The organism is Halobacterium sp. CBA1132, from assembly GCF_001485535.1.
Lineage (GTDB): Archaea > Halobacteriota > Halobacteria > Halobacteriales > Halobacteriaceae > Halobacterium.
The window spans coordinates 115,814-140,662 of record NZ_BCMZ01000002.1 but is presented as its reverse complement, the minus strand read 5'-3'; the positions used below and the strand labels follow the sequence as shown (position 1 = coordinate 140,662).

At 59.8% G+C, this 24,849-nt stretch carries 16 protein-coding genes; 8 read left to right on the top strand and 8 right to left on the bottom strand.

From position 1 onward, the window contains the following. Positions 1–7: 7 nt before the first annotated feature. Together AVZ66_RS14265 and AVZ66_RS14260 are read left to right on the top strand one after the other, a co-directional pair. On the top strand, positions 8–3,064 hold the full coding sequence (locus tag AVZ66_RS14265; RefSeq protein WP_058984830.1) for a PD-(D/E)XK nuclease family protein: 3,057 nt from the start codon (positions 8–10) through the stop codon (positions 3,062–3,064). Then, positions 3,057–6,692 carry an exodeoxyribonuclease V subunit beta gene (locus AVZ66_RS14260; protein ID WP_058984829.1) on the top strand — a complete coding sequence of 1,212 codons (3,636 nt, stop codon included), beginning with the start codon at positions 3,057–3,059 and terminating at the stop codon, positions 6,690–6,692. Before AVZ66_RS14265 ends, AVZ66_RS14260 begins: the two co-directional genes overlap by 8 nt. Positions 6,693–6,887: 195 nt before the next feature. Here AVZ66_RS14260 and AVZ66_RS14255 read toward each other — a convergent pair whose 3' ends face one another. Next, entirely contained in the window at positions 6,888–8,144 is a 1,257-nt protein-coding gene (locus tag AVZ66_RS14255; RefSeq protein WP_058984828.1) for an RNA-guided endonuclease TnpB family protein, read from the bottom strand. Between the two features lie 191 nt (positions 8,145–8,335). Between AVZ66_RS14255 and AVZ66_RS16380 the strand changes: the two genes are divergently transcribed. Both AVZ66_RS16380 and AVZ66_RS17105 read left to right on the top strand, forming a co-directional pair. Beyond that, entirely contained in the window at positions 8,336–8,518 is a 183-nt protein-coding gene (locus AVZ66_RS16380; protein WP_157575695.1) for a hypothetical protein, read from the top strand. A gap of 176 nt (positions 8,519–8,694) precedes the next feature. Further along, positions 8,695–8,820, top strand: coding sequence for a hypothetical protein (locus tag AVZ66_RS17105; RefSeq protein WP_269432496.1), 126 nt, complete (start codon positions 8,695–8,697; stop codon positions 8,818–8,820). Between the two features lie 593 nt (positions 8,821–9,413). Here AVZ66_RS17105 and AVZ66_RS14245 read toward each other — a convergent pair. The 4 genes from AVZ66_RS14245 to AVZ66_RS14220 are packed head-to-tail and all read right to left on the bottom strand — an operon-like array spanning position 9,414 to position 16,379. Next, a complete protein-coding gene (locus AVZ66_RS14245; RefSeq protein ID WP_058984826.1) occupies positions 9,414–10,310 on the bottom strand; it encodes a hypothetical protein in 897 nt (298 codons plus the stop codon). Beyond that, positions 10,307–11,326 carry a restriction endonuclease gene (locus AVZ66_RS14240; protein ID WP_058984825.1) on the bottom strand — a complete coding sequence of 340 codons (1,020 nt, stop codon included), beginning with the start codon at positions 11,324–11,326 and terminating at the stop codon, positions 10,307–10,309. Before AVZ66_RS14240 ends, AVZ66_RS14245 begins: the two co-directional genes overlap by 4 nt. Further along, positions 11,323–14,610 (bottom strand): hypothetical protein, encoded by a 3,288-nt coding sequence (locus AVZ66_RS16375; RefSeq protein WP_157575694.1) that lies wholly within the window; start codon positions 14,608–14,610, stop codon positions 11,323–11,325. Before AVZ66_RS16375 ends, AVZ66_RS14240 begins: the two co-directional genes overlap by 4 nt. After that, a complete protein-coding gene (locus tag AVZ66_RS14220; RefSeq protein ID WP_058984821.1) occupies positions 14,607–16,379 on the bottom strand; it encodes a DEAD/DEAH box helicase in 1,773 nt (590 codons plus the stop codon). Before AVZ66_RS14220 ends, AVZ66_RS16375 begins: the two co-directional genes overlap by 4 nt. 168 nt (positions 16,380–16,547) lie before the next feature. On the opposite strand from AVZ66_RS14220, the gene AVZ66_RS14215 reads away from it, so the two are divergent. The 4 genes from AVZ66_RS14215 (at position 16,548) to AVZ66_RS14200 (ending at position 22,167) form a co-directional block, all read left to right on the top strand. Continuing rightward, entirely contained in the window at positions 16,548–17,396 is an 849-nt protein-coding gene (locus tag AVZ66_RS14215; RefSeq protein ID WP_058984820.1) for a hypothetical protein, read from the top strand. Positions 17,397–17,579: 183 nt separating this feature from the next. Then, positions 17,580–20,339, top strand: coding sequence for a DEAD/DEAH box helicase (locus tag AVZ66_RS14210; protein ID WP_231727190.1), 2,760 nt, complete (start codon positions 17,580–17,582; stop codon positions 20,337–20,339). 350 nt (positions 20,340–20,689) lie between these two features. Further along, the gene (locus tag AVZ66_RS14205) at positions 20,690–21,706 is read left to right on the top strand and encodes a YeiH family protein (RefSeq protein ID WP_197407806.1); all 1,017 of its coding nucleotides are present in this window, start codon (positions 20,690–20,692) and stop codon (positions 21,704–21,706) included. A 134-nt stretch (positions 21,707–21,840) separates the two neighbouring features. Continuing rightward, a complete protein-coding gene (locus AVZ66_RS14200) occupies positions 21,841–22,167 on the top strand; it encodes a hypothetical protein (protein WP_058984817.1) in 327 nt (108 codons plus the stop codon). A gap of 88 nt (positions 22,168–22,255) precedes the next feature. Here the strand turns inward: AVZ66_RS14200 and AVZ66_RS14195 are convergent, their stop codons facing one another. The 3 genes from AVZ66_RS14195 to AVZ66_RS14185 are packed head-to-tail and all read right to left on the bottom strand — an operon-like array spanning position 22,256 to position 24,848. Then, positions 22,256–22,960: an ABC transporter ATP-binding protein gene (locus AVZ66_RS14195; RefSeq protein ID WP_058984816.1), complete on the bottom strand. Its 705-nt coding sequence runs from the start codon at positions 22,958–22,960 to the stop codon at positions 22,256–22,258. 2 nt (positions 22,961–22,962) lie between these two features. Continuing rightward, positions 22,963–23,763, bottom strand: a complete 801-nt coding sequence (locus AVZ66_RS14190; RefSeq protein ID WP_058984815.1) for an ABC transporter ATP-binding protein — start codon at positions 23,761–23,763, stop codon at positions 22,963–22,965. Then, complete coding sequence (locus AVZ66_RS14185; RefSeq protein WP_058984814.1) at positions 23,760–24,848, bottom strand: urea ABC transporter permease; 1,089 nt, start codon at positions 24,846–24,848, stop codon at positions 23,760–23,762. Before AVZ66_RS14185 ends, AVZ66_RS14190 begins: the two co-directional genes overlap by 4 nt. Position 24,849: the final 1 nt, after the last annotated feature.

Here is a 24,849-nt window from a genome sequence, read left to right as displayed (position 1 = left end):
TCGAAGTTTGGTCGAGGACCGTTGGGCCGCGTCGCACGATCCACTCTGCCTTCGCGCTGAGACGCTTGATACGGTCGTTCGTGAGTGGTACGAGGACCTCCGGGGCCCGGTTCAACCCCTCTCTGGGCAGTTGAATCGCCGGCTTGCGGAGTACGCACTTGACAGAACGACAGCCGAAACAAATGGCGCTCTCGCCGGCGAACCGGCCTCAGCTGCCCTCGCGGATTCGTTCAGCAGCCGCTTCTCACTCTTTGATGACGCCGGCGTTGAGGATGCCGACGCACTGGTGGCGGAGTTCGAGGGCTCAGATCTCGATGACCGTATCGCAACAGCCACCGTCGACGCGTACCGACACTACCGGAATCTCCACGCTGACTACGTCGACGAGTGGGTCTGTACCCGGGGAGAAATGTTCGACGCCGTGGCGACGGCGGAGCAGTCACTATCGGCGTTCTCCCCGGAACTGGATGTCGTCGTCCTCTCCGGGTATCACGAGTTCCGTCCCGTCGAACGCCGCCTCATCGAACGCCTCGTCGACGAACTTCCGATGATCGCACTGCTGCCGCTCCACCAAGATGGCCGAAGCGGAGTCGACGCCGTTGCGGAGGACGCCTTGGAGGTCTATGAAGCACTTGACTTTGAGACAGTAGAACTCGATCCCGTCGACGAGTCAGGGCGGGCCTTCGGAACGATCACCGAGTCGCTCTACCGCCCGGACCCGGACACTGTCCCTGCTCCAGACGACCTCCAGTGGCGTGAACTCCCGACGCCCGAGCGCGAGATCCGCTTCGTCGCTCGCGAGCTCCGAGCCGAGTTGGCCGATGGCCGTGACCCCGACGACCTGGCTGTCGTCGTCCCGGGGACCGAGGCCTATTCGGGGTACGTCGAGGACACGTTCGATACGTTCGACATCCTGCACGTCACGACCGCCGCCTCACAGCTGAACCGGACGTTCACCGGGAGCATCGTACACGATCTCCTGAACCTCGCCGAACCCGAGCCCCGTGCTGAGGACCTCACGTCCCTGTTAGCGAATCCATTGGTCAACGTCGTCGATACCGAACAGGCCAACGCCGTCACGGCAGCTGCTCGCCGGCGCGACACGGTTTCTGTATCACCCCTGCTCGATGATGTCGACGACCAGGCGGCGGCACTGATCGAGGAGCTGCTGGCCACGCTGGAGACGCTCCGAACAGGCGACGTTGAGGACGCAACCGAGACGCTCCGACGACTGTTGGATGACCGATTCGACCTGGAGGGGGCGACGGAGGACTACGCCAGTGGCGCCGAGCAAGCCGTCGAACAGCGAGCTTACGACCTCGTAGACGAGGTTCTCTCCTCGTTCGAGTCGCTGGCGGCGGTCAATAGCGATCTCTCCCCGTTAGCACTGTTCACCCGTGCGTTCGATGGTGTGCCGATCCGGGTTCCGCAGCGCGCTGCCGGCGGCCACGTCGAAGTGATGGGGTTGCTCGACGCTCGGATGCGCTCGTTCGAGAAGGTGTTTCTCGTGGGACTGACGAGCGAGCACTTCCCGGTGACGCCGGAACGCCCGGCCTTCTTCGAGGAGATGACCGACGCCCACCCTCGGTTCGACACCGGCGACGAGCGCCTCCGGGGGCGCTACCTCTTCGCGACGCTCCTCGCGAACGTCGATGAACTCACGATCACCACACCAGAAACGGGCGATGACGAGTCCGCCGTCGTCCGGTCGCCGGTCCTCGACGGACTCCAGCGCGTGACCGGCATCGAACCCCAAGACGGGGTCGACGACCGCGTGGGCTCCCGCGAAGACCTCCAGCGCCACGTCGCTGCAACGGCCGACCGGCGTGCGGCAGTCAGCCGCGCCGGCGACCGAGGGGACCTCTCCCCCGAGCAGACCAAGCGCACGGATCGGGGACTCTACTGTGCGGACAACAGGGGAACGGCTGGCCTCTCCGAACACGACGGCGTGTTAGAACCTGAGACCGTCGCTGAGGTCTATCCTCCGTTGGAACGAGAACCCTACAGCGCGAGTCGGATCGAGCGATACGTCGAGTGTGGGTTCAAGTTCTACGCCGACGAAGTGCTCGGAATCGAGGATCCCGACGACGTCGAGGTCGTCCCTACGCCCCTCGAAACCGGGTCGTACGTTCACGATGTCCTCGAACGGTTCTTCGCGGCTCTACAGGACGAAACCGAAGATGGTGTCGACCTCACCGAGTTCGACCGGAACGACCTGGCGATACACCTTCGTGAGATTGCCGTCGAAGAACTCCGGGATGCTGACTTCGAGTACGACGGCCTGTTTTACGAACGGTGGAAGGCGGAGCTGTTCGCGGGTCTGGGTGACGGCGTGAGCGCTCCGCACGAGGCTGGGAGCAAACCCCACGACGCACCGGAACAGGGGTTGTTCGCTACGTTCCTCGACAACGAGCTCTCGCGGGACGGCGCTGACCGCCCACACTTGTTCGAGGCCCCGTTCGGCGAGGGACTTCCCGACTCGGATGCTGGGCCGTTCACAGTTGAGCGACCGGACGGCTCGACTGTCTCGATTCGGGGATACATCGACCGCGTTGACGTGAGCCAGGGTGGCGAACAACCGACGCTCACGCTCTACGACTACAAAACTGGTCGAGCACCGTATATGACGAAGACGACCGGCGGCACGAAGTTCCAACTCCCCATCTATCTGCTCGCTGCCGCCGAGGTCGTCGACGGTGATCTCTTCGAACAGGGCTCGCTCTCGGCGACGTACTATCAGGTGCGACCGCCAAACGACCTCAAGGTTCCACGCGGCGTCGAATCGAAGTTCGATTCAGAGGTCGAACTTCGACGGTTCCTGAACGATGTTGTTCCGGAATGGTTGGGTCAGATCGACGAGGCGATCGGCAACGGACGGTTCCACACGACGCTTCTGTCGGCCAGCGGAGCGAACTGCCGATACTGTGACTACCGTCGGGCCTGCGATGTCCGCCATCACCGCAAGCGGGAGTTCGTCGACGAGGTTCACAAGGACGACGCAGCGTATGTTCCGCTACGTGTTCGCGACGACGAGGACATCGAGGCGGTGATGAGCGATGACTGAGGACCCCGAGGAGATTCAGCTCACGGAGGAACAGGAGGATGCGCTCGTCCAGGGCCGGAACGTCGCGATCACTGCCGGCGCCGGGACGGGGAAGACGACAACGCTCACCGAGCGGTACGTGACGATACTGGCCGAGAACCCGTCGCTCACGCCGGAGAACATAGTCACGATTACTTTCACGCGAAAGGCTGCTGCCGAACTGACTGAGCGCGTTCGGGAGGAGGTGTACGACAGGCTCGAGGCTGTCGACTCACCAGAGGCCTACCACCGCTGGCGAAACGTTCTCGACGATCTGGAGGACGGCTATGTCCACACCATTCACGCGTTCTGTACCCGGCTCTTGCGAGAACGGGCCGTCGAGGCTCCGGTTCCGCTCGGCTTCGACGTGCTTGACGAAGACGGCGCCGCGACACTCCAACGCGAAGTTGTGACGGAGTTCCTCGAACGCAACCAGGACGATGACGACGTGGAGCTCCTTGCCCAGCTCTGGAGTCGCGACCAGTTGGTCGATACACTCGCTGGATTACTCGATGAACGCCCACAGAGCGAGTCCGTCCTCGAGGCGTGGCGTGACGCCGAGGTCGACGACTACGTCGATATCTGCTGGGAGGTCGTTTGTGATCTCGACGTTGCCGACGCTCGACAGACGCTGTTTGCGGACGGACTCCTTGAGCAGCTACGCACGGTCGCGGGCCGCGTCGACCGTGAGGGCGCTATCGCCGACGAGGACGGCCTTGGGGTCTACCGGACCTTCACCGAGGTCGCGACGACACTCCCTGCCAACCCCGAGGAAAGCGATCCCCGCGACTGTCAGCGGGCAATCCTCGAGCTGTACGAGGCCTGTGAGAAGAAGAACGGCGGCCTGTACAGCAGTTCGGGGTACGTCGTCGGTGACCGGGACGATTGGGGTGAGTACGGTGACGTCTACGACGACCTGAAGGACGCTATCGACGCGGTCATCGCGGCCGTCGAACCGCACGCGGATGCAGTCGAGACGACACCCGGTGAGCTCGAAGCAAACAGCGCCCATTACGCGCTGGCTCTGATGCGGGTCTTCGATGATGTCCTCGCCGCCTACGCCGACGAGAAAGAGCGTCGCGATACGCTCGACTTTCCCGACGTGATCGAGACAACCCTCGAGTTCTTGCGAGCGAACGATGCCGTCACGGAGCGGCTCCGAGAGCAGTTTGCGGCCGTGATGGTCGACGAGTTTCAGGACACGGACCCGCGCCAGTGGGAGCTAGTCAAGCTTCTCACGGGCGTTGACGAGCAGGCGGCGTCGAACGTCTTTCTGGTTGGCGACGAGAAACAGAGTATCTACGGCTTCCGTGGGGCCGACGTGACGACGTTCGGGGCGGCAAGAGCGGAACTCCAGGCCGTTAATGAAGCCCGTGGGGTCGACGATGTCCCGGACAGCGATGCCGAGAGTCCGACCGCGCTCGAACTCTCTGGGAATTTCCGGACGCTGGACGAGCCGTTGTCGTTCCTGAACGAGCTCTTCGAGTACCTGTTCCAGCCGGAGGGTGACAGCCACGAACCCTACGAAGCGCCACCGCAGGAGTTGACCACGCAACGCGACCGTGTCGAGGACATCGAGGGACTGACCGGGAGTGTCGAGTATCTTGCTGTCCCCGACGACGCCGATACGGCAGCGGAGCTCTTCGGCGACGACCATCCGGTCGCCGAAGGTGCGCTGGACCACACCATCGAGGCCGAGGCGCAAGCGCTCGCTGCTCGACTGACCCACCTGTTCGACGATCCGCCGCAAGTCCAAGACCCCGACACGGGTGCTCATCGCGACGCTACGCCGGACGAAACGGCAATCCTCCTCCGCCGGCGAACCCATCTGGATCGGTATCAGCGCGCACTCGAGGAGTACGACATCCCCTACACTGTCGTCGGTGGCGTCGGGTTCTACGATACCCCTGAGGTCCAGGCGCTCACGAACCTGCTTCGAGTACTCGGTGATCCACAGGACGACGTCTCCCTCTACGGGGTGCTTCGGTCGCCGCTGTTCGGATTCGCGGATGATCGCCTCGCACCGGCGGTCGCAGAAGCTGATTCAGTGTGGGACGCGCTCGCCGAGACGGACGATCCACAGCTCGCGGACGCGTTCGACCTCCTCACAACGTGGCGGACTCTCAGCGGCTGTGCGACGCCGTCCGAAGATGGCGTCCTCCCGTGGAACCGCCTGCTGTCCCGAGTGATCGACGACACCGGGTATCTGGCAAGTGTGAGTGCAGATGAACGCGGTCGACAGGCCGTCGCGAACGTCGAGAAGTTCCGCGACCAGGTCCGTACCTGGAGCGAGAACGGTGTTCACACAGCTGCCGGGTTGCTCCACCGGATCGACCGCCAAGCCGAGATCGACCCTCGTGAGGGGGAGGCAGATATTCCCGGTGACGCTGAGGGCGTCCGGATTATGACGATCCATTCCGCGAAGGGACTCGAGTTCCCGATCGTCACCGTCCCCGATCTCGGGAGTGATCTCAACTTCGGTCGGTCCGTCGACGACCATGGCTACGTTCGACTCGTGGATGGAACTGATGACGCGCCGCCGGTCCCGGCGGTCGGCGGGCCGAATCCGGGCGATGCGTTCTCCATCGAGAAGACGGCCGTCCACGAGTACGCCGACCGACGGTCGCGTCCACAGGAGCGGGCAGAGTCAAAACGCCTCCTCTACGTAGCGTGTACACGAACGCGGGATCACCTCCTTCTCTGCGGTACGCACGACATCGACGTCGACGAGTCCGATACAATCGAACTCGGCGAGCCTGCAGCCTTCGACGACGCAGACCGGTGGCGCGACTGGTTACAGCCAGCACTCCTCGACGGAGCACTCCTCGCCGAGGCGGTTCGTGACGGACAGGCCCGTGGTGAGATAGATGGAGCCAGCTATACTGTTCGTAGGCCGCCGCGCCCAGTAGACTGGGACACCGACGACGACGCTGTTGATTCAGCGCCGGAGATCTCGGTTCCTTCACCGCCGTCGTTATCGCCGGCGAAACGGATCGCGGCTACGACCCTCGTGAATGCGGTGGCGGATGCGTCTACGGACGGCCATAGTTACTCTCAACGTGAGGAGTCGGCGGGCCTGAGTCCAACGACGTTTGGGACGGTCGTCCACCGGATCAACGAACTTCGTCCTCCGAGAGACGAGTGGACTACCCTGATTCTCCGTTTGAGTCGGATGGCCGGTGAGGAGCCGACAGAATCAGATCTCCGTGATGCTGTCGATCACGCTGCTGATGCGGTCGAATTTGTGGACCAGGTTGAGGATAATTCCCAGCTTCAAGCGGTCTACGACGAGTATTCTGTTGTCGCTCGCATAGGTGAGTCGCGGATTGTCGGTGATATCGACCGGCTGCTCGTCACGCCAGACGCCTTCCACATTATCGACTACAAGACCAACGACCTCTCAGATTCGACGTCAGCTGAGCTCGCAGAGCACTATCGACCGCAGATGCTCGCGTACGCTCTCGCACTCCTCCAACATGACCGGAATCGTGACGTACGAGCTTCACTCCGGTTTACTGACGAGGGGATAGAGGAACGGTTCAATTGGGTGTCGGATCAGATGCCGGAAATTGAATCTGAACTACGGTTGATGATGGAACTAATCGAATAGCCCATAGTAATATAAAATTGATAGGATTGGCGGGCGCGATCACCGGATCATCGTTAAGTTTGCTACTGAATCCGTTCCAGTGGATGTTCTAACTTCCAGGAATCGTTGAGAACCTCGGTTTTAGTGTCGCAACCTCCCTGGGTGAGCAGGCCGATGTGGTAGAGGTGGTATGTCAACAACCCCACCCTACTTTGCTCACCCTGACGGGTTCGCTCGTGGAGGGTGGGGCTTGTCCATGAACTCGGCCTCAAACCCATCTGGGTGGGCGGTGAAACCGCCACTCAGCGTCACCGTTCCAGACTTCAGGGCAAGCTGACTGTCGCCCGTCCGCCGAGACGACTGTTGGCCTCGACGGACATACCGCATCCCGATGTTCTTCGCCGCGTTGTAGTCTGCATTCGCTTCCGACTCGCACTTCACGCACCGGAAGTCGTTACGCGACAGGCGATTCTCGTCTGCCGTGAACCCACACTCGGCACACCGCTTGGACGTGTACGCAGATCCGACTTGCTTCACCGCGATGCCTTCCGCTTCGGCTTTGTACTCCACTTGCTCGTACAGTTCGCGGAACGCCCACGTGTGCCCCCACGACGCCCCCGTTCGCTCGCGGATGTGCGTCAAGTCCTCGAACGCGATCACGTCGCACTCGAACCGGAATGCTTCGCCCACGATGGCATTCGACGCTCGGTGAAGTACGTCTCGAACGTAGCGAAGTTCGCGGCCACTCGCCTGTTCGAGTGTTCGGTGGGAGCTTCGCGTCCCGGTTTCTTGGAGTCCGGAACGCACTTTCTCGAACTCTCGGAGATTGTGAGAGAGTTCTCGTCCACTAATGAAGTGGGCTGTGCTGGTAACGGCGAGGTTTTCGATACCGAGGTCAACCCCGAGAACCGTTCCGTCCTCGGCGGTGTCTCGTTCGGCGTCGGTCTTGGGTCGTCTGAAACCAATGTGCAAGAAGTAGTCGCTGTCACGGGCAGTGAGAGTGCTTTCCGTGACTCGCCACTCATCCGAGTCAAGGTACTGTCGTTGGTATCCATCGTCGGCATCGGGTAGAGCAAGGCCACACCGAACGCGGTTCTCCGTCGTGGAGAGCGACACTGTATCGTCGTCAAACAGCGTCATAGTCCGGGTGTCGTACTTCACCGTGGGTGCGGTGAAGGTTGGCTTACTGACTTTCTTGCCGTCTGACTGTCGTTCGATACAGCCGGTGATGGCTTGTGCGGCTTGGTGGGTGGCGAGAACCGCGTGCTGACTACCGAGATCGGTGTGTTCGCGCACGTCGTCGTAGGCGAGAGGCTGCACGTCGCTTTTGGCGTTGCAGACATTCCACGCCTTGTCCGTGGCGAGTTGGCAACCACGCTTCCACTCGGAAATAGTGTCTTCGAGGAGGTTGCGTTGCTCGTCTGAGACTTCGAGACGAGTGATTGCCGTCCGACGCACGTAGTCGTCTGCCACAACTTCAATGTGAACCGCTTGCTACTTATAATCTGGTGTTTGTAACCTGTGCGAACGCGCTCCTCCCCTCCCTACTCACTCGCTTCGCTCGTTCCTTGAGGAAGGGGACTCCGCGCTACCCCTCAGTTGAGACGGCGATTCGCCAGCTGAAACACGACTTCCAGGGGCGTTGTGGATCGAGTAAGCGCGCGGTGCGGACGTTCTACTTCGGCGCGGCTCAGATGTTCTACAACTACTGGACAGCACTCAAATACGAACTCCCCTACCACTTCGGTGGCCGGGAGAACTTCCAACTCACTGCGACAGACGTGCTTCACGCGATTCGGGAGGCTGACGTCAAGCGTGCGCGCACTGGCAGCAAAAGGATCATCTGACCGCTCGCGAAGCCCCGGAGAATATATGCTCTTGTCGACGGGAAGATATGTTCGTGGCGAAGAATACGACGTGAGATGCGATATGGAACGCAGCGCTCCGCTACGCGAAGGACTGGGGGGCGTCCGACCTCGACGAGCGCAAGAACAAGCACGGCTTCACCGCCCGCGAGTTAATAGTGGAGCACGACCTCGAGGCTAGCGAGAAGACGGTGACGGATACGCTCTTGTCGATGGCCGACTACGGCTGGCTCAGAAAGACGTCCTCGGGGCGCGGCGGACACCCGACGACGTTCAGCAAATAGCTCGCGAAGCTCGAACGAAGATATCTCCCCGAGGACGTCGCGACCGCCGCGGCGCTGCTCGCCTCCTGGACGTCGACGGCCTCAAGGACCGATGGGCACCGACGTGAACAGACGACCGGCGCCGGACAGCTGTGGTCTACCCACGACCGTGCCGACCGCCGGCTCGAGCGCAACGTCCTAGACATCGTCCACGGTGACGATGGCGTCCAGGAGGGACGCGAGCGCCGGGCAAATCGGATATTTCCCGATTTCACGCGCATAGAGGGGTCTGCATCGTGGTTTCGAGGGCGCGAACCGGGGTGTTCTCGGCGTGAACGCGGATAATCGTCGATCCTTCTCGAGAATGTGGGTCATTCGTCGCGAAGATCGTCGTCGAGAACGTCGCCAGCGCGCTCTTCCAGGTTGGCGGGCTCGCCGAAGAGCTTCCACTTCACCGTCTCGACGAGCCCGGCCAACACGCGTCTTCGAGGCGCTCACATTGAGCGTGCGCGCACCGGTACGAAGAGAATCATCTGACAAACGCGGCGGACAACGTCAGCCCTGGAGTGGAGTGTGCAACAGGCCTCGGTAAAATCAGGGACTACTGCTAAAGACTACTCCCAGACTTCCTCGTATTGGCTGACTTCGAGGAAGTATTCGTCGTCGTCAACGAAGGGCCGGGGGACAAGCCCGTCGTCGAAATCACGGAGATGTCCGAGGTGAAGTGGGAGGTGGCCGTCTGCGGGATCGTCTGAGTGGCTTGTGGCGACGAGGCGACGGTTGACAAGGCGGAGTGTGCTCGTGTCACCGTTGGCTTCTGCACGTTGTTTCCAGGTGGCGATTGCTTGCTGGACCTCGGTGCGCTTTGCTTGTGTGACGTCGTTATGTGGGACGTTGACCCAGGTGTGGCCGTGTTCAGTGACGTAGAGTCGGCCGGGGTTCGGACGGTACTCGTTGTACGCAGCGATGAGTTCAGAGTGGTCGAAGATCGAGGAGAACCGATAGTCGCGCCACTTCCAGATGAGTTGGCCATCATGACTGACCGTCCACCGTTCGCCGTGTTTGAACGGGAACCCTCGCCAGATGTCGATTCCATCAGTAGGCGGGTCTGGGTCGATGTCTACGGAGCCGAAGTCAAGTGCCCCAGTGAGTTTGCCGAGATAGACTGGGATCCAGCCGGTTGAAACGGGGGCTTGGTCGACGTTTGAGTAGTTGCCGGCCTTAATCTTCGTTAAGACCTCTCCTTTAGCGGTGACTCGGAAACTCCCGTACCCATCTGCTTTCCCGGCGGTACTCATGGCCGCCCAGAGGTCAGCTGGTGGGTCAGCGAAGATCGAAAGATCACGCTGCTCCCACTTGAGGACGGCGTCGTCTCCGAAGTCGTCGTCGCTGACGAGACTGTATTTTGACCCGCGGTACGCAGATGGCCACGGTTGACCGGGCGCAACTGAGACCGCTTGACTGTCACTAATCGGGACCTTCGTGGGTGTCTGTTCGAATTGAAGCGTCATTCCGAGTCCTCTGTAAGTTCATCCGTAAAGCGATCGAATGCGTCAGCGTCACCGTCCTCACTGGGGTCTGCGTACAGGACGCCGTGCTCGCCACGTTCATCCGGGGCTGTATTCAGCGCTGAGCCTACATCGTCGTCGTCGGGTGCCGAGTCGGCTTCTGACGAGTGGCCACCGCTGGCTGTGTCTGGGCCATCCGTCGTCGGCGTGGTTTCCGCGGTGAAGTCTCGATCTAAGGTAGTTGCTGGTGCTTCAATCCTCGTCGGCTGCTGTTCCAACGGGTCAACGTCCTGAACATCAAATGGGAGCGGTGAGAGCCCGTCAAGGATGTCGTTGTATTCTTCGCCGGTGAGATCGCGGTATTCAAGGATTGTCCCCAGGACCTCGTGAGTAAGTTGGTTGTCGGTAAACCATTGGTCGAGTGTCGGCTGTTCGATGAGGGTGATTTCGTGGGTTGCCGCTAGGTCGTGGGCGGCATCGGTGAACGACGTGTTGGAGACAATGACGATCGTTGAGGCAGAGCGCCCCGTCGCAGGCGTCGTATTCCCTTCGACGACAGTGTGAACGATGTCCTCGCCTCGGGCGGTCTCTGGTTGAGTGGGGGCAGTTTTGATAGCGACGGTCGTGTGCTGGCGATTCCAGAACAGATCGACGTCGCAATCATCGACTGCCTGTGGCGTCTGGAACGTTCCCTCGTAGCGAGTGAGGGTTGCTCCAAGGATCCGCGCGAAATCATGCGCGCTCAGATACGCCATATCGGAGGCGGACACGATTCGTGCCGACGAATCTCGGAGTGAATCCGTGTCAACCGCTGGTTCCGTCGTCGCTGTATCCTCCGCAAGTTGGGTGCGGACGGTCTCAACGAGGGATGCGATCCGTTCACGGGGTACGTCAAGTTCGTTGGTTGCGAGGACGTCTACGATTAACTCGGTCGTGATCGCGTCGTATTCGCCTGCTCGTCGAATGGATTCGACGATTGAGCCCGGCTGATACCACTGTGGTTGCTGCTGTTGACTCATTTGAACACCCCGCGAAGTCGATCAATAACCCCTACCTTCCGCCGGTGCACGACCTCATGCGTCGATTTATCGATGACGACGATTTGATTGGATCTGAGCAGGTGTTTCCCGTATACGACGATGTACGTGTGATTCGATTCGGCGCGCACCGACCGGAACTCGTCGACGATCTCCTCCGGGATGAAGGCGGTGTTCTCCTCAATCGAACGGCACGTCTCGCAGCGGCCGTGTTTGAGTGAGATCGGCGTGTAGCGCTGTTCACAGAGTTCGCAGGTATCGGCGTGCTCGTCACAGATTGGTTCTCTGCGGATCGGTGCGATGGTGGTGTGGTCGTCACAGAGTTGCTCCATGCCAACCACACAGGTGGCGAGGTGGTCAGCGCACAGCAATTCGGGTGCGTCATCCGTGCGACTCACACAGTGCGAGCAGGAATCGAGGTGGTGCTCACAGAACAGTTCACCACCTTCCGCGCAGGGGACTACGTGGTCGCTACACCGATGCTCGCCACAAGCGGAACAGTTGACGAGGTCTGACTCGCAGACTAACCTGTCGCAGGCGGTACACGCTGTCGTGTGACTGGTAGCGAACGTCTGGTCGCAGTCAGTACACTGAACTGCGTCTGCTTCACAGACGAGTCCCTCGCATCCAGCGCAGTCAAGACGGTGGTCGGCGCAAAATGCCTCCCCACAGTCGTGACACCGGGCGGCGTGTTCGGGACAATAGCCGGTTGCAGCACAACTGGCACAGCTTATCGTATCGTCCGGGCAGGTGATGGCTCCGCAGTCACCACAAGCGGTTGCATGCGATGGACAAACGGCGTTGCCACAAACGTCGCACGTTTCGGCGTCTACCTCACAACACGGTTGCTCGCAGTGTACGCATTCGACAACGTCGTCGACACAGAATGTCTCCTCACAGTGCGTACAGGCACGGTGATGATCTGGACAGACCACTGCGTCACAGGTAGCGCAGGCGTTCCGGTGGGTCGCGCACGTTAGTTCGTCGCAGTAGTCGCAGGGACCGAGGTGGTCAGTACAGTAATTATCCTCGCAGTGCGGGCATTCTGTTGCGTGCGTGGTGCAGAGGGCATCACCACACTCCGTGCAGGTTGTTGTGTGGGTCTGGCAGTGTGGCTCGCCACACGTACTGCACGCGCTGCAGTGGTCCTCGCATGTCCAGCTGCGGCAGTCTGCGCACTGTGTGAGGTCGTCGTAGCAGAACTGCTTATCGCAGTCCCCGCATGAGGTTGTGTGGCTGTTACAGAAGCGCTCGCCACACTCTGCACAGGTCTCGGTGTGAGTCGGGCAGACGATGTCGTCGCAGGCGGGACACGTCGTGGCGTGCTCTGTGCCGATTGTGTCTTCACAGAGATCGCAGACCTCCGTGTGATCTCTGCAGTGCCAGCCGTCACAGTGCGCACACTCGGTGGCGTGGTCAGTACAGATCGTGTCGTCGCAGGTCTCGCACAGGCGACTATGGGAGTCACATACCGGGTTATCGCCGATTGCACAGGCCGTGATGTGGTCGTCGCAAGCGTCGCTCCCGCAGACGTGACACGATTGGACGTTCGTCGTTCGATAGTGGCCGTCACAGTGCGAACAGTAGCTGGCGTGATCGGGACACAGGTCGGCGCCGATATCGAGTCCCAGAACCCGGTCACTGGGGCAGAACGCACCGTCACAGACGGCACACGACCCCAAATGATCGTCACACGTGGGTTCAGCACAGGCATCGCAGTCAGCTACGTGATCAAGGCAGTGTAGCGCACCATCCTCGGTACAGGCGGTGAGGTGGTCGTCACAGTGGAATTGATCATCGGTCCCGCAGTGACCGCCACAGAGCGTACATACTAGCTGGTCATCGGTCCCGCAGTGCATTCGGTGGGTCGCACAGACGCTGCGGTCACAGCTACTGCAGGATTCATGGCAGTCCGGGCACTCAATAGCGCCACAGTACTCACAGGTAGGGAACGCATCGGCGTTCGCACTACAGACAACCACGCCGCAGCCGCCACATTCACGCCGACAGGGCTGACAGATTACGTGGCCGTCGTCGCAGACAACCGGTGACCCGATGTCCTCGAAGGCTTGCCCACAGTCCGAACAGGTGAACGAGCCGAAGGTGTTTGTCGCCGGCGTATACGCGATCGTCGTTTCACCGACGCGGTCTCCATCCCGAACTTTGACCGACAGTTCGCCGACATCGTACGTGAGAATCGTCGTGCCGACGGCGACAACGTCAATATCGACGGCGTGCCGCGATCGCGTCTTCGAGAGCTGTTCCTGTTCTTCTGCACGAAGCGTTTCTTTCTGCTCGGCGACCACAGACTCGAGCTCCTCAAGCTCTTGTTTCGCGTCGCGTTTATTCGAGCGGTACTCCTTTCGAGTCTTATCGTATTGAGCGCTCCGGGCTTTCTGCCGCCACTTCCGGATTTCTTGGCGCTTCTCCTCAAGCTCCTCGTCGAGTTCCTCGCGGCGTTGCTCGTAGAGCTCTCGGATTTCGGCTTCACGCTCGCTTGCTGCCGCATTCGCTTCAGATTCGAGTTCCGTGATGTCCGGCTGCACCCGTTCTTGGAGCGCTTCAACCGCCGTGTCGTAGAGCTGTTCAACCCTCGCTTCCGCGATCTCAGCCTCGTTATTTGGCGGTGATTCAGTATCCGTCGCCAGTGTTTCGAAGTGCGCGACGAATCGATCCGTAAGCGCAGGGAGCTGTGTCCCGCTGTCGACGTCAAGTGTGATGGTTTCGAAACGTTCCCGGTGATAGGATTGCACGCCATCCATCTGAATATGGAAATGGAACGCGACTGCGTCTTCGACGTCAACAGTATCAAATCCGTCTGTCGTGAGCTCAGTATCGAGTGCTTCGAAGATGGCCGGGGTCTGCATCTGGAGGTTCGCTGGCCCAAGGTGTAGGTATCCGACCTGGTCGCCATCGCGTGCTGTCTCCAGCAGGGAGTTGAAGAACGTCGTGCCAGGGCGAACGACGATATCGCCGGATTCAGAGTCTGCATCCTCGGCATCGAAGACAAGCGTTGTCTCCGGTTGCGCTGTTGGAGTGCTCTCCCCCTCGACGCCAGCTGCGATCGCATCAAGCGTATCATTTCCCGTCCCATCAGATGAGTCGGGATTGGTACTCGTGGACCCGGTCGAGAGGCTTGACGGAAGCGTTACTGTCCAGCGGTCCGGCATAGACCGGTCCACAGAGCCACCGTTTTTCTCGATAACAGCTTCGGTGAGTCGCTTGATGCTCACGCGATTCAGGACGCTCGTATCAATCGAGCTCACGAGTCATCACTTCCGAACTCGAAGCTGTCGAAGACGCCTTTGTTGAACTCGCTCATCTTCTGGGCTGCTTCCTTGTTCTCCTCGAGGTCGACAGCCATCTCCTCGAAGTTATTCTCGAGTTCTACGCGGTCGTCGGCGGTACGGACGCGGTCGAAGACTTCTCGTTCGAAGTCAGCGCCGGATTTCTCCATCCGAGACAGGATCTCCCGGAGTCCACCGATCGACTGTGTGAAGAGGTTGATTTTCCCGTAGAGTTTGTCTAAGACGTGTTCTTCGACGGTCCCAGTTAGTGCGAGGTTGAACACGTGGACGTCGCGGTCTTGTCCGATCCGGTCGATACGGCCGATTCGCTGTTCGACCTTCATCGGATTCCAGGGAAGATCGTAGTTCACCATCACGTTACAGAACTGCATGTTCCGCCCTTCACTGATTGAGTCTGTAGCGACGAGGACGCCGCCCTCTGATTCGAAATCAGAGACAATGGCCTCCTTCTCGGTACTCGAACAATCCCCGTTCACCACGTGGACTGGTTGGTCGAGTTTGCGTACGCTTTCAGCGACTTCCTGCTGGGTCTGTCGGAACTGCGTGAACACGACAATGCGCGTCGTTTCGAGTTGATCGTGAATCGTCGTGACGACCTCACGGAGCCGTTGTTGTTTGGTGGTGTCCGCGATTTCATTCGCCGCCTGTTTGATCTCGCGGAGTTGCTCGCGTTCACGCTTCGAGACGGTTGTCGAGCCCTCGCCGTTGAGCCATTTGTTGACCGTCCCGAGGACTGCGCTCGGGCTGCTCACAACTTCCTTCTGGAGGAGCAGGAGCACGAGGTGTTTCGCGTCGTCACTGGAGTAGTTTGATTGGACGTAGTTCGTGACAGTGCCGTACAGTTCCTGTTCGGCGGCCGTGGGATCGAACGTGTTCGTGCGGACTTCCCGGTTCGTGAAATCGATGTCCGTCTCTTCACGCCGGTTCCGAATCATCACGCGATCGAGCTTCCGTTGGAGAGCGTCGGCGTTCTTAATCTGTGTGCCGTCGCCATCGGCCACGTATCGTTCTTCGAATTCACTCGGTGTGCCGAGCAAGCCTGGCCGAATGAGGTTAATAATATTGTAGAGATCGGTGATGTCGTTCTGGATCGGAGTTGCGGTAGCGAAAAAGGCCTCCTCGTATTCGATTTGCTCGATGAGAGAGTACCGGTTTGTGTCCTCGTTGCGGACGTAATGCGCCTCGTCGAGGACGAGCGCGTCCCAGCGGCGACTCAAAACATCCTCAATGTACCGACTGCTTTTCGCAGTGTCGACGCTGGCGACAATTCTGTTGTGGGCGTCGAAGCCTTGGAATTCGTCGTCGTAGTTGCAGACGAAGTCGAGGTCGAACTTCTCGTCAAGTTCTTGTTGCCACTGTGGGGCGAGCTGGGCGGGTGTGAGAACGAGGAAGCTGTCTCGCGTATCCCGTAAGTCGAGTTCTTTGAGCACCATCCCGATTTCGATGGTCTTCCCGAGTCCGACTTCGTCGGCGAACAGTAGTCCACGGCCCATGTTTGTGATTGCGCGGTGGGCGGCGGAGAGCTGGTGGTCGAGGAGTTTGACCTTATCTTTGAGCTCCTCGACGGCGAGCAGTTCCTGTTCGCTTTGCGTGGCTCCGAAGCGGTGGGCTTGGAGCGCTTGAATGTGAGCGGTCGCGTCGGACTGCGTCGAAGCGTCGAGAGAAGGTGGGTCGTCGATTGACCAGTTCGCGGTAACGTCAGATCCGGATTGGTCCCCCGTTGCCATCCTGCTATTCGAGTGTCTTTCGCCCAAGTTATAATTGTCGCTCCCGGACATCTACCCGGATTATATGGTTCCACGACGGAGGCGTCTGAAAGCTGTCAGGCGAAAATCCCAACACACTCTTTATGTCCCATCTCTGAATTGAACATAGACGACAACCGAGGTCCCCAAATGAACGCTACGTCCAGTCCCGGCGACGAGTGGTCGAGCTACTATCGCGGCTACCGCCTGCAGACAAATCCAAACGGCGATGTCTGGTGGCAAGTCTACAATGGGACCGAACGCCTCTACGTCGAACCAACACCCGACGAACTCGTCGAAGACCTCCTCTCTCTCAAACGACTCGGCGGGCGCGTCCGCGTCACAGAGGCTGGTGCAGTCATCACCCGCATCGAGGATGGTGATGACTACGAAGACCTCTACGTCGGGGACCTCTCACTATCAGGGAAACTCATCCCAGAAGATCAGACCGAATTCAGCGTCGACATCCGGCCCGAAGGCCTTTCGTCTGGCGACCTCTGGCCCAGCGTCTACGACGGCTCAAAGTTCTCCTTCAGCGAAGACCGCATCTGGTGGCAACACCCACAAACGCACAAACGCCACCCCGTCAAAACAGAGCTCCCGGACGACGTGATGACGACACTCCAACGCCTCAAACCATCCGGTGGTTCCTTCCGCGTCACCCCCTGGAATGATGTCATCACACTCGTCGAAGACCCCCCCAATCCTGAAGCTACGCGAGAGCAACTCCACAACCTCCCACGAGTAATCAAGAACATCATCGTGCTTCGACGAGAACACGGCGTCGAACGCCTCCCCGTCTATGTCGGGTCGCTCGATACCGTTCCGCTCGAGGTGAGTGAACCGCGGTCTCTCACCGATGCGCTGTCCGCAGACGAGCGCGCACAGCTAGATTCGTGGTCCGGATCACTCGGGCCAACGGAAGAAATTGATCCGGACGAACATCGGATCGACGACGCGACCAAGACCCATACACCGGACGATCCAGAGGACTGGTGACTATTAGTGGGTCGACGCTTTCCGCCACCGCTGTTCGGAGTTGAACGCACGAAGCGGCGCAGCGAAGCCTTCGTTGCACTCGCGATTGATTCGGATGGGGGCTTACCAAAATCACAGTTCGTCGAGCAAGCCCGTGAGCGACTACAGAAACCCGACGAGGAAGGCCGCTATTCAGCCGCCTATATGCGGCGGATCGTCTCGACGTACGTTCAACTCGGTGTCCTCCGCCAACAATCAGACGGAACGATCACCGTCTGGCAATTCGGCCACGATTGGCACGCCGACGAAATCGACTTCAAGACTTTCCTCTGGTATGGGATCAAGCGCGCATGGGTGATCGATGGCGGCTTCCCGGAGGGGATCGATGGCCTTCGAGCGATCCACCGCATTCTGGTGCACAGTGACGGCCCACTCGAGCGCGGAGAAATCGAACAGCACCTCGTCGACGAGCACGAGTACGAGTTCAACGACCAGAAGATCCGTGGCTTCCCAACACTGCTCGCGAACCTCGGGGCCGCACGGCAAACCGATGCTGGATATGTCGCCACGACCCCAACGGACCGATGGCAAGACCGGCTCCGGAACGCTGACTTGCTCCCGACGTTCGAACGATGGCTCAAGCAAGAAGGAGCCAACGTAGACCCGCCTTCGGACACGGTGAAACGAGACCTGGCGAAATACTACATTTACCGGGAATCTGGCGGACATGGCCGGCACCGCCAGCTCTTCGATACGTTCCGACGGGATTACCTCAAGAAGACGGCCTACGAAAACGACGTCTCACAGCCGACGATCCGTCGTGCCGAGAAGTACGTTGAGGCCGAAAACAAGCGTGGACAGCTACGTGACCAGATTCGCGAGCAATTCCCGTCATTCACCGGTGATAGCTTGTCTGGCCTGTCGACGAGCGTCCTTGAGCGAATTGCGGGTGCGGCTGACGAAGCAGAAGCTTATCGGGTGAAATCCTCTGCAGGTGCCGGCCTGTCCCGGGCTGACTTCGAACGCTGGGCCGGCGCGGATCGCCCCAGCTATTCGTTCCCCGACCACTTCGACCTCTATGACTGGCAACAGGAAGCCGCCCAACAGTGGCTCACTCCATCCGACGCGGCTGCAAGCCGTACGCCGGAGCAAGGGATCGCGAGAGTGGTGACTGGCGCTGGGAAAACGGTGATGGCGCTTGAGGTGCTTCGTCGCTGGCTCAACGACCACCCCGAGGGCGTTGTGACGATTCTCGTCCCGACGAAGGTCCTCATGCACCAGTGGTTAGAGGAACTCGTCGAGAAACTGAACGTCCCAGCCGATGACGTCGGCTGGGCTGGCGGCGGTCACAAAGACCGCTTCGAGAACGACCATCGAATTCTCGTCAGCATCGTCAACTCCGCCGTGAAAGACGACTTCCTCGGGGACACGCTCGCCGCTGCGAACGTAGAGGAGCACCTCTTAGTGGCCGACGAATGCCACCGCTATACGGGAGACACCTTCTCGAACGTCTTCGAGTATCCTCGCACAGCGTCGCTCGGCCTTTCCGCAACACCACTGTCCGACCCGGGAGAAGACGACCACTCGGAAAGCGACGAACTCCTCTTGTCTGAACTCGGCGACATCTACTACGAACTCACCTACGACGAGGGAATCGCCCGAAATCTGATCCCCGAATTCAAAGTCCGGTACGTCGGGTTTGATCTAACGGATGCGGAACGGACGACCTACAATCGGCTTAGCGAGAAGGTCAGCGACGCAGTTTCTGACATTGAGATGCGGTACGGGAATCGGATTTACGATCTGAACGGCAGTTTTTCGCAGAAGCTGCAGACGATCGCTAACTCAGTTGATGGGCCAACGCCGGCGGTCTCGGACTTCTTCCGGTACACGCAGGAACGACGCGAATTGGTGGCAGACGCAATCGGCCGGCAAGCGATCTCGTTGTCGCTGCTGCGAGAGACGGTCTCCGAGTCACGGAAAGCAATCGTCTTCCAGGAACGAATCAAGCAACTCGAACGAATGGTCGCGTCAGCAGAATCACGCGGCCGGAACTATCGAACAGGCGACATCTCAACGGAGTACGGAGACCGCCAGCACCTCTACGAAAAATACCCCGGCCTCGAAAAAGCTGACCAAGCGCTAGAAGACCTGTTCTTCGACGCGGACTATCGCCCAGTGATGTATCACTCCGGGCACCGAAGCGACGCCTGGAACGACTTCGCAGTAGAGTGGTTCGACGACGACGGATTCGCCAACGTCATGCTCAGCGTCAAAGCACTGATCGAGGGAGTAGACGTCCCGAATGCCGACGTCGGCATCGTACGCGTGTCATCTGGCAGCGTCCGACAACGCATCCAGACACTCGGCCGCGTCCTTCGTACTGGAGATGACCCCACCAATACCTCCGAGCTATTCGTCCTCTACGCGCGAGATACAGTTGACGAGAAGATATTCAGCGACTACGACTGGGACGAACAACTCTCGACGGCAGACGTCTCACACTTAGTATGGGATCCAGACGGCGACTGGGAAGCCGGCGATTGGGACCCCGACACACCGTTCTGGGACTGCGTCCGCGACCCAACAGACGAAGAACTGCCAGAACCAAACACACGCCGTCCGGTTCCGGATACAGCTGACCTCTCAGTCGGTGACCAGTATCCGGGTCCACGGGATGGCTACCGATTCAGCGTTGACGCCGACGGCCAGCCGTTCGAGAAAACGGCAGACGGCCGCCAGTATATTCGCCACCAGATAGCAGAAGACATCGCCGCAACGGTACACGAACAGAAGGGCGGCGGCACCGTCATCGTCAACGACGCCAATCACGCACTGATGATGAACAACGGCAAAGCAGTATTCCTCGGCATCGTCGACCCCAACGAATTCGAATACACAACCGCCGATGCTGATTCGGTACTTGGTACCGTCGACAACAGCGAACTCGACGAACTCCTCTAATCTTTTCCTTGTGATTCTCCAGTAACTTGTCCAGAGATTCCCTGGAGTTACGCTCCTCAGATAGGAAGTCGATATAGTGGTGAGATGCCACGCTTCGGCGTATCCCTCACCTTTCTGCTTCAGATGTTTGTACTCAACCTTCTCGCGAAGCTCCGCGAAAAACGAGCGAGGGGTGTTTCGAGGTCGCTGGCGGCGCTGGCGACGAGTGGGAGGTTGTCGGTGAATTTATAGTCGTCGTCGTAGTTATCGAAACGCTCCTTGTTCTAGGTGTGGTGGTTAAGGGCGCTAACTGGGAACAGTTGTATGTCTGTGGCTGGTTATTGATTTCAACGGCAGTACTTTGAGCGACGATGAGTGTTACAGGATCTGATTTACGTGGGATGTTGCTGAGGGAGTTTGTGCCGGGGGTGGTGGTGCTGGGTGTGTTCGCGGTGGTTGCGAGAGTTGTTGGGGCGAGGGTGCCGTTTGTGACGCCGCTTGTGCTGGCTGTTGGCCTCGGATTGGCGGTGGGGAATTCTGTGTCACTTCCAGCGCGAGTGCGAGCTGGCGTTCAGACGTATGATTGGTGGCTTGCGGCGGGGATTGTGCTGATGGGTGCTCGCATCTCCTTTGGAACGCTGTTGGACAACGGCGTGGTCTTACTCGGAGTGACGATTGGGGCGGTCGCGGTAACGGTTGTGCTTGTGGAGGTGTTGAGCCGGTTGGTTTTCGATATTCCCGGTGAGCTTGGGTCGTTGTTGGCTGCTGGCGCCGGTATCTGTGGTGTCTCCGCGGTTGTTGGGGTGGCTGGGAGTATCCGCGCTGAGGAGGAGCATATCGCGTATGCGGCTGCGACCGTCCTCCTGTTTGATGTCGTGACACTGTTCGTCTACCCAGCACTCGGCGGGGTGCTTGGGTTGAGCGACCAAGTATTCGGCATCTGGGCTGGGGTGACGATGTTCAGTACGGGCCCGGTGACTGCGGCCGGGTTCACGATGTCGGAAACTGCTGGGGAGTGGGCGACGGTGACGAAACTGACGCGGAATATCTTCCTCGGCGTGCTCGTCGGGGGGTACTCGCTCGTCTACGCTGACGCCGGCAAGTACGATGGGTTCTCGATGCGGGCGCTCTGGGAGTCGTTCCCGAAATTTGTCCTCGGATTTCTGGCGGTGATGGTACTGACCTCGACCTCGTTGGTTTCGGCGCCGATCGTTGAGGGAGTGAGTGCTGTCTACCGGTGGTTGTTCTTGGTTGCGTTTGCGGGGCTTGGACTTAGCATCGATATTGGGGCGTTCCGGAAGACGGGCGTGCAGCCGGTTGCGATTCTGGCAACCACGCTGGTGTTGGTTAGCACTGCGACCTTAGCCCTTCTCAGATTCTTGCTGTGAAGCCGTGCTTGGCAGGGGGTTCTGTGGGGTCGCGGTAGTGACGGGGGCGTTATTGTGGAGTGGCGGCAGCGGGGAATCGTGGTATGGGTGTGGTTGACACCACCTTCATTTGTAATTATTTTAATGGTAGTTGTATGACGTGGGTGCCAGCAATCATCCTCTTTGGTAGCACGATCTTCCCAATCGGCTACTACCTCAGCTCACCCAACCGAACGCAAACCGGACGCACCGGCGCCATCAGCACCCTCATCCCCCTCATCCCCCTCATCGGACTCCTCCTCGGCACCGCACTACTACTCGGGAGTCTCGGACCACTCACCGCAAACCCGCTACGCCTCGCAGTCAGTATCGCCGGTGTCCTCGAAGTGCTGGTCGTCGTTGGGTTCCTCACCCCACGCGTCATCGGCGCCACACTCGGCGAATACATCGCCAACACACCCCTCAATCGAGGCGGCCGGTAAGTACAGACCGACGGGTGGGTTCCGCCAGGAGTGCCGACGCCGAACCCATTCTGAGATGGGCGATTCGATTGGTCGTGCGTAGCGCCTCTCAAACAGCGAGGTGGGACGCGATTTTGTCTTCGTCTTCCAGACTGGCTCGCCCGACTTCGTCGACGATACGGCCACGTTTCATCGCGTAACACCGGTCCGCCATGTCCTGGATTGCACCGAGGTTTTGTTCGACGAAGAGAATCGTCGTCCCAAGATCGTCGTTGAGTTCCCGGAGGTTCTCACTGATCTCCCCCACGATAGACGGCTGGACGCCCTCGCTGTGCTCGTCGAGTAATAGTAAATCCGGATTGCCAACCAACGCTCGCGCGATTGCGAGCATCTGCTGTTGGCCGCCACTCATCGTTCCCGCTTCCTGGGTGGCGCGTTCTTCCAGTATGGGGAAGTACTCGTAGACCTCGTCGTAGAGGTCTCCCTTGCTATCCTCATTGATCGTCTCTCCGACGAGGAGGTTTTCCTCGACAGTCAGGTCCGGGAAGACATCTCGTCCCTGTGGGATGTAGCCGATGCCCCTGCGTGCGCGCTCGTCAGCGGATACTCCGTCGAGATCTTCGTCCCTGTAGCTGACGACGCCGGACCGCGGTTCCAGTAGTCCGATGAGTGTCTTCATCAGCGTGGACTTTCCTGCGCCGTTCTTTCCCATTACGCCGACAATCTCGCCTTCCTCGACGGAGAGATCGACGTCGCGGAGTACGAGCGTCGTATCATAGGCGACGGAGAGGGCCTCACATGAGAGGAGTGTCACGACTACTCACCCTCCAAGTAGATACGGCGAACTTCATCGTCGGCGCGTATCTCCTCGATGGACCCCTCGCGGAAGACCTGTCCTTGATGAAGGACGGTGACCTCGTCGGTGATGTTCGCGACGAAGTCGATGTTGTGCTCGATAACGATGAACGCGATACCGTCGGCGTTCAAGCCGGTGACGAGGTCCGCGACTTCCGACCGCTCCTCGACGGAGAGGCCGGCGACGGGTTCGTCGAGCAACAACAAGTCGGGATCGAGCGCCGCGGCCATTCCAATTTCGAGGCGACCCTGCTGTCCGTGCGAAAGCTCTCCCGCAGGAGTGTCTGCGCGGTCCGCGAGGTCGACGCGTTCGAGAGCGGTCCGAATAGCTGCATCGAGGTCCGTATCGTGGATGCGTTGTACGGACAACCGCATGTTCTCGAAGGCGGTGAGCTCCTCGAAAACCGACGGCACCTGAAACTTCATCCCGATGCCGAGGTCGACCCGACGGTGCGGCCTGAGGTCGGTGATGTCTTCGCCATCGTAGTAAATCGACCCGCTCGTCGCATCATGCCGACCGGTGATGAGTTTCAACAGCGTTGATTTCCCGGCGCCATTCGGGCCGATGAGGCAGCGAAGCTCTCCTTCACCGACGGAGAAGTCGACGTCGTCGATGGCTGTGAATCCACCGAAGCGCTTCGTGAGGTCGTCGGTCTCTAGGAGCGTGTCGGTCTTTGGCCCGGTCGCCGCCACTGCAGGGGGTTCGCGGACACCACCGGGTAGCGATTCGTCAGTCGTCGTATCAGTATCAGTAGTTGTCATTCGGGTGTACTCTCCACGGAGTCGCTGGTCGTCTGGAAGCGGTTCCGCGCGGCGAGAACGACGTTCTTGACGCGTGGGACGACGCCTTCTGGGACGAACAGAATGGCGATCAGTAGGATGACACCGACAACAATCATCGCGTACTGGCTCCCCGAAGCGGAGAGTTGCTGGCGGAACCACTCGAGGCCAACCGTCGCGACGACGGCACCGAGAAGCGAGCGCCGGCCACCGACAGTCACCCAGACGACGGGGATCGACGCGAACGTGATGCCGAAGACGGTCGGACTGATGTAGTTCCCCCAAGACGCGTATAGGACGCCGGAAAGCCCGGCGATTGCGCCACCGAGGCCGAAGACCAGTAGTTTGATGCGGCGGACGTCGTAGCCGAGCATCGCGGTGCGGTCTTCGTCTTCGCGGGCGGCCACCATCGCGTAGCCGAAGCGACCGTTCACGAGCGCGCGCAAACCGAGATAGACGACCAATAGTACGACGAGCGTGAACCAGTAGAACGCCGCGTCGTCGAGTGCAATCGCGGTCCCCCCAACGCCGAACGTGAGGTTCGGAATCGCGGGAATCCCGTTGAAACCGCCGAGCTGGACGGTTCCGATCGTCCACTCGCTCCCCGCGGTTTGCGCCATGAAGGTGTTGAGGACGAGCGTGACGACGAGGGTGAGGATGGTGACATAGACGTTGCGAACATCGCCGTAGAACATGAAGTAGCCGAGGACGAACGCGGCGATAGTTGCTAGGATGACGGCGACGGGCAACGCGAGCATCGTCGTGAGTGCGCTCGATAGATTCAGGCTGATGAGCCCGAACGAGTACCCCGCGACACCGAAGAACGCCACTTGCCCGAAGCTCAAGATGCCGGTATACCCCCACACAACGGAAAGGGAGAGTGCAAGAATCGCGTAGACGAGGTACAGCGCGGCACTGGAGGCTGCGTAGGTACCGAAGCCGATGGGGTACCCGAATAGGCCGACGAGTACGACGGCGAACCCGATCCAGAACGGGCGCGAGTTGCCAATGGTGTTGGGTCCTTCGAAGGGCTCGACAAGCCGGTCGAAGAACGATCCGACCCCCATT

What these genes read in the sequence shown, in the direction of transcription:
- AVZ66_RS14260 (WP_058984829.1), top strand. Translation starts at nt 3,057, where the DNA reads ATGACTGAGGACCCCGAGGAGATTCAGCTCACGGAGGAACAGGAGGAT.
- AVZ66_RS14245 (WP_058984826.1), bottom strand. Translation starts at nt 10,310, where the DNA reads ATGACGCTTCAATTCGAACAGACACCCACGAAGGTCCCGATTAGTGAC.
- AVZ66_RS14240 (WP_058984825.1), bottom strand. Translation starts at nt 11,326, where the DNA reads ATGAGTCAACAGCAGCAACCACAGTGGTATCAGCCGGGCTCAATCGTC.
- AVZ66_RS14220 (WP_058984821.1), bottom strand. Translation starts at nt 16,379, where the DNA reads ATGGCAACGGGGGACCAATCCGGATCTGACGTTACCGCGAACTGGTCA.
- AVZ66_RS14215 (WP_058984820.1), top strand. Translation starts at nt 16,548, where the DNA reads ATGAACGCTACGTCCAGTCCCGGCGACGAGTGGTCGAGCTACTATCGC.
- AVZ66_RS14210 (WP_231727190.1), top strand. Translation starts at nt 17,580, where the DNA reads ATGCGGCGGATCGTCTCGACGTACGTTCAACTCGGTGTCCTCCGCCAA.
- AVZ66_RS14205 (WP_197407806.1), top strand. Translation starts at nt 20,690, where the DNA reads ATGAGTGTTACAGGATCTGATTTACGTGGGATGTTGCTGAGGGAGTTT.
- AVZ66_RS14200 (WP_058984817.1), top strand. Translation starts at nt 21,841, where the DNA reads ATGACGTGGGTGCCAGCAATCATCCTCTTTGGTAGCACGATCTTCCCA.
- AVZ66_RS14190 (WP_058984815.1), bottom strand. Translation starts at nt 23,763, where the DNA reads ATGACAACTACTGATACTGATACGACGACTGACGAATCGCTACCCGGT.
- AVZ66_RS14185 (WP_058984814.1), bottom strand. Translation starts at nt 24,848, where the DNA reads ATGGGGGTCGGATCGTTCTTCGACCGGCTTGTCGAGCCCTTCGAAGGA.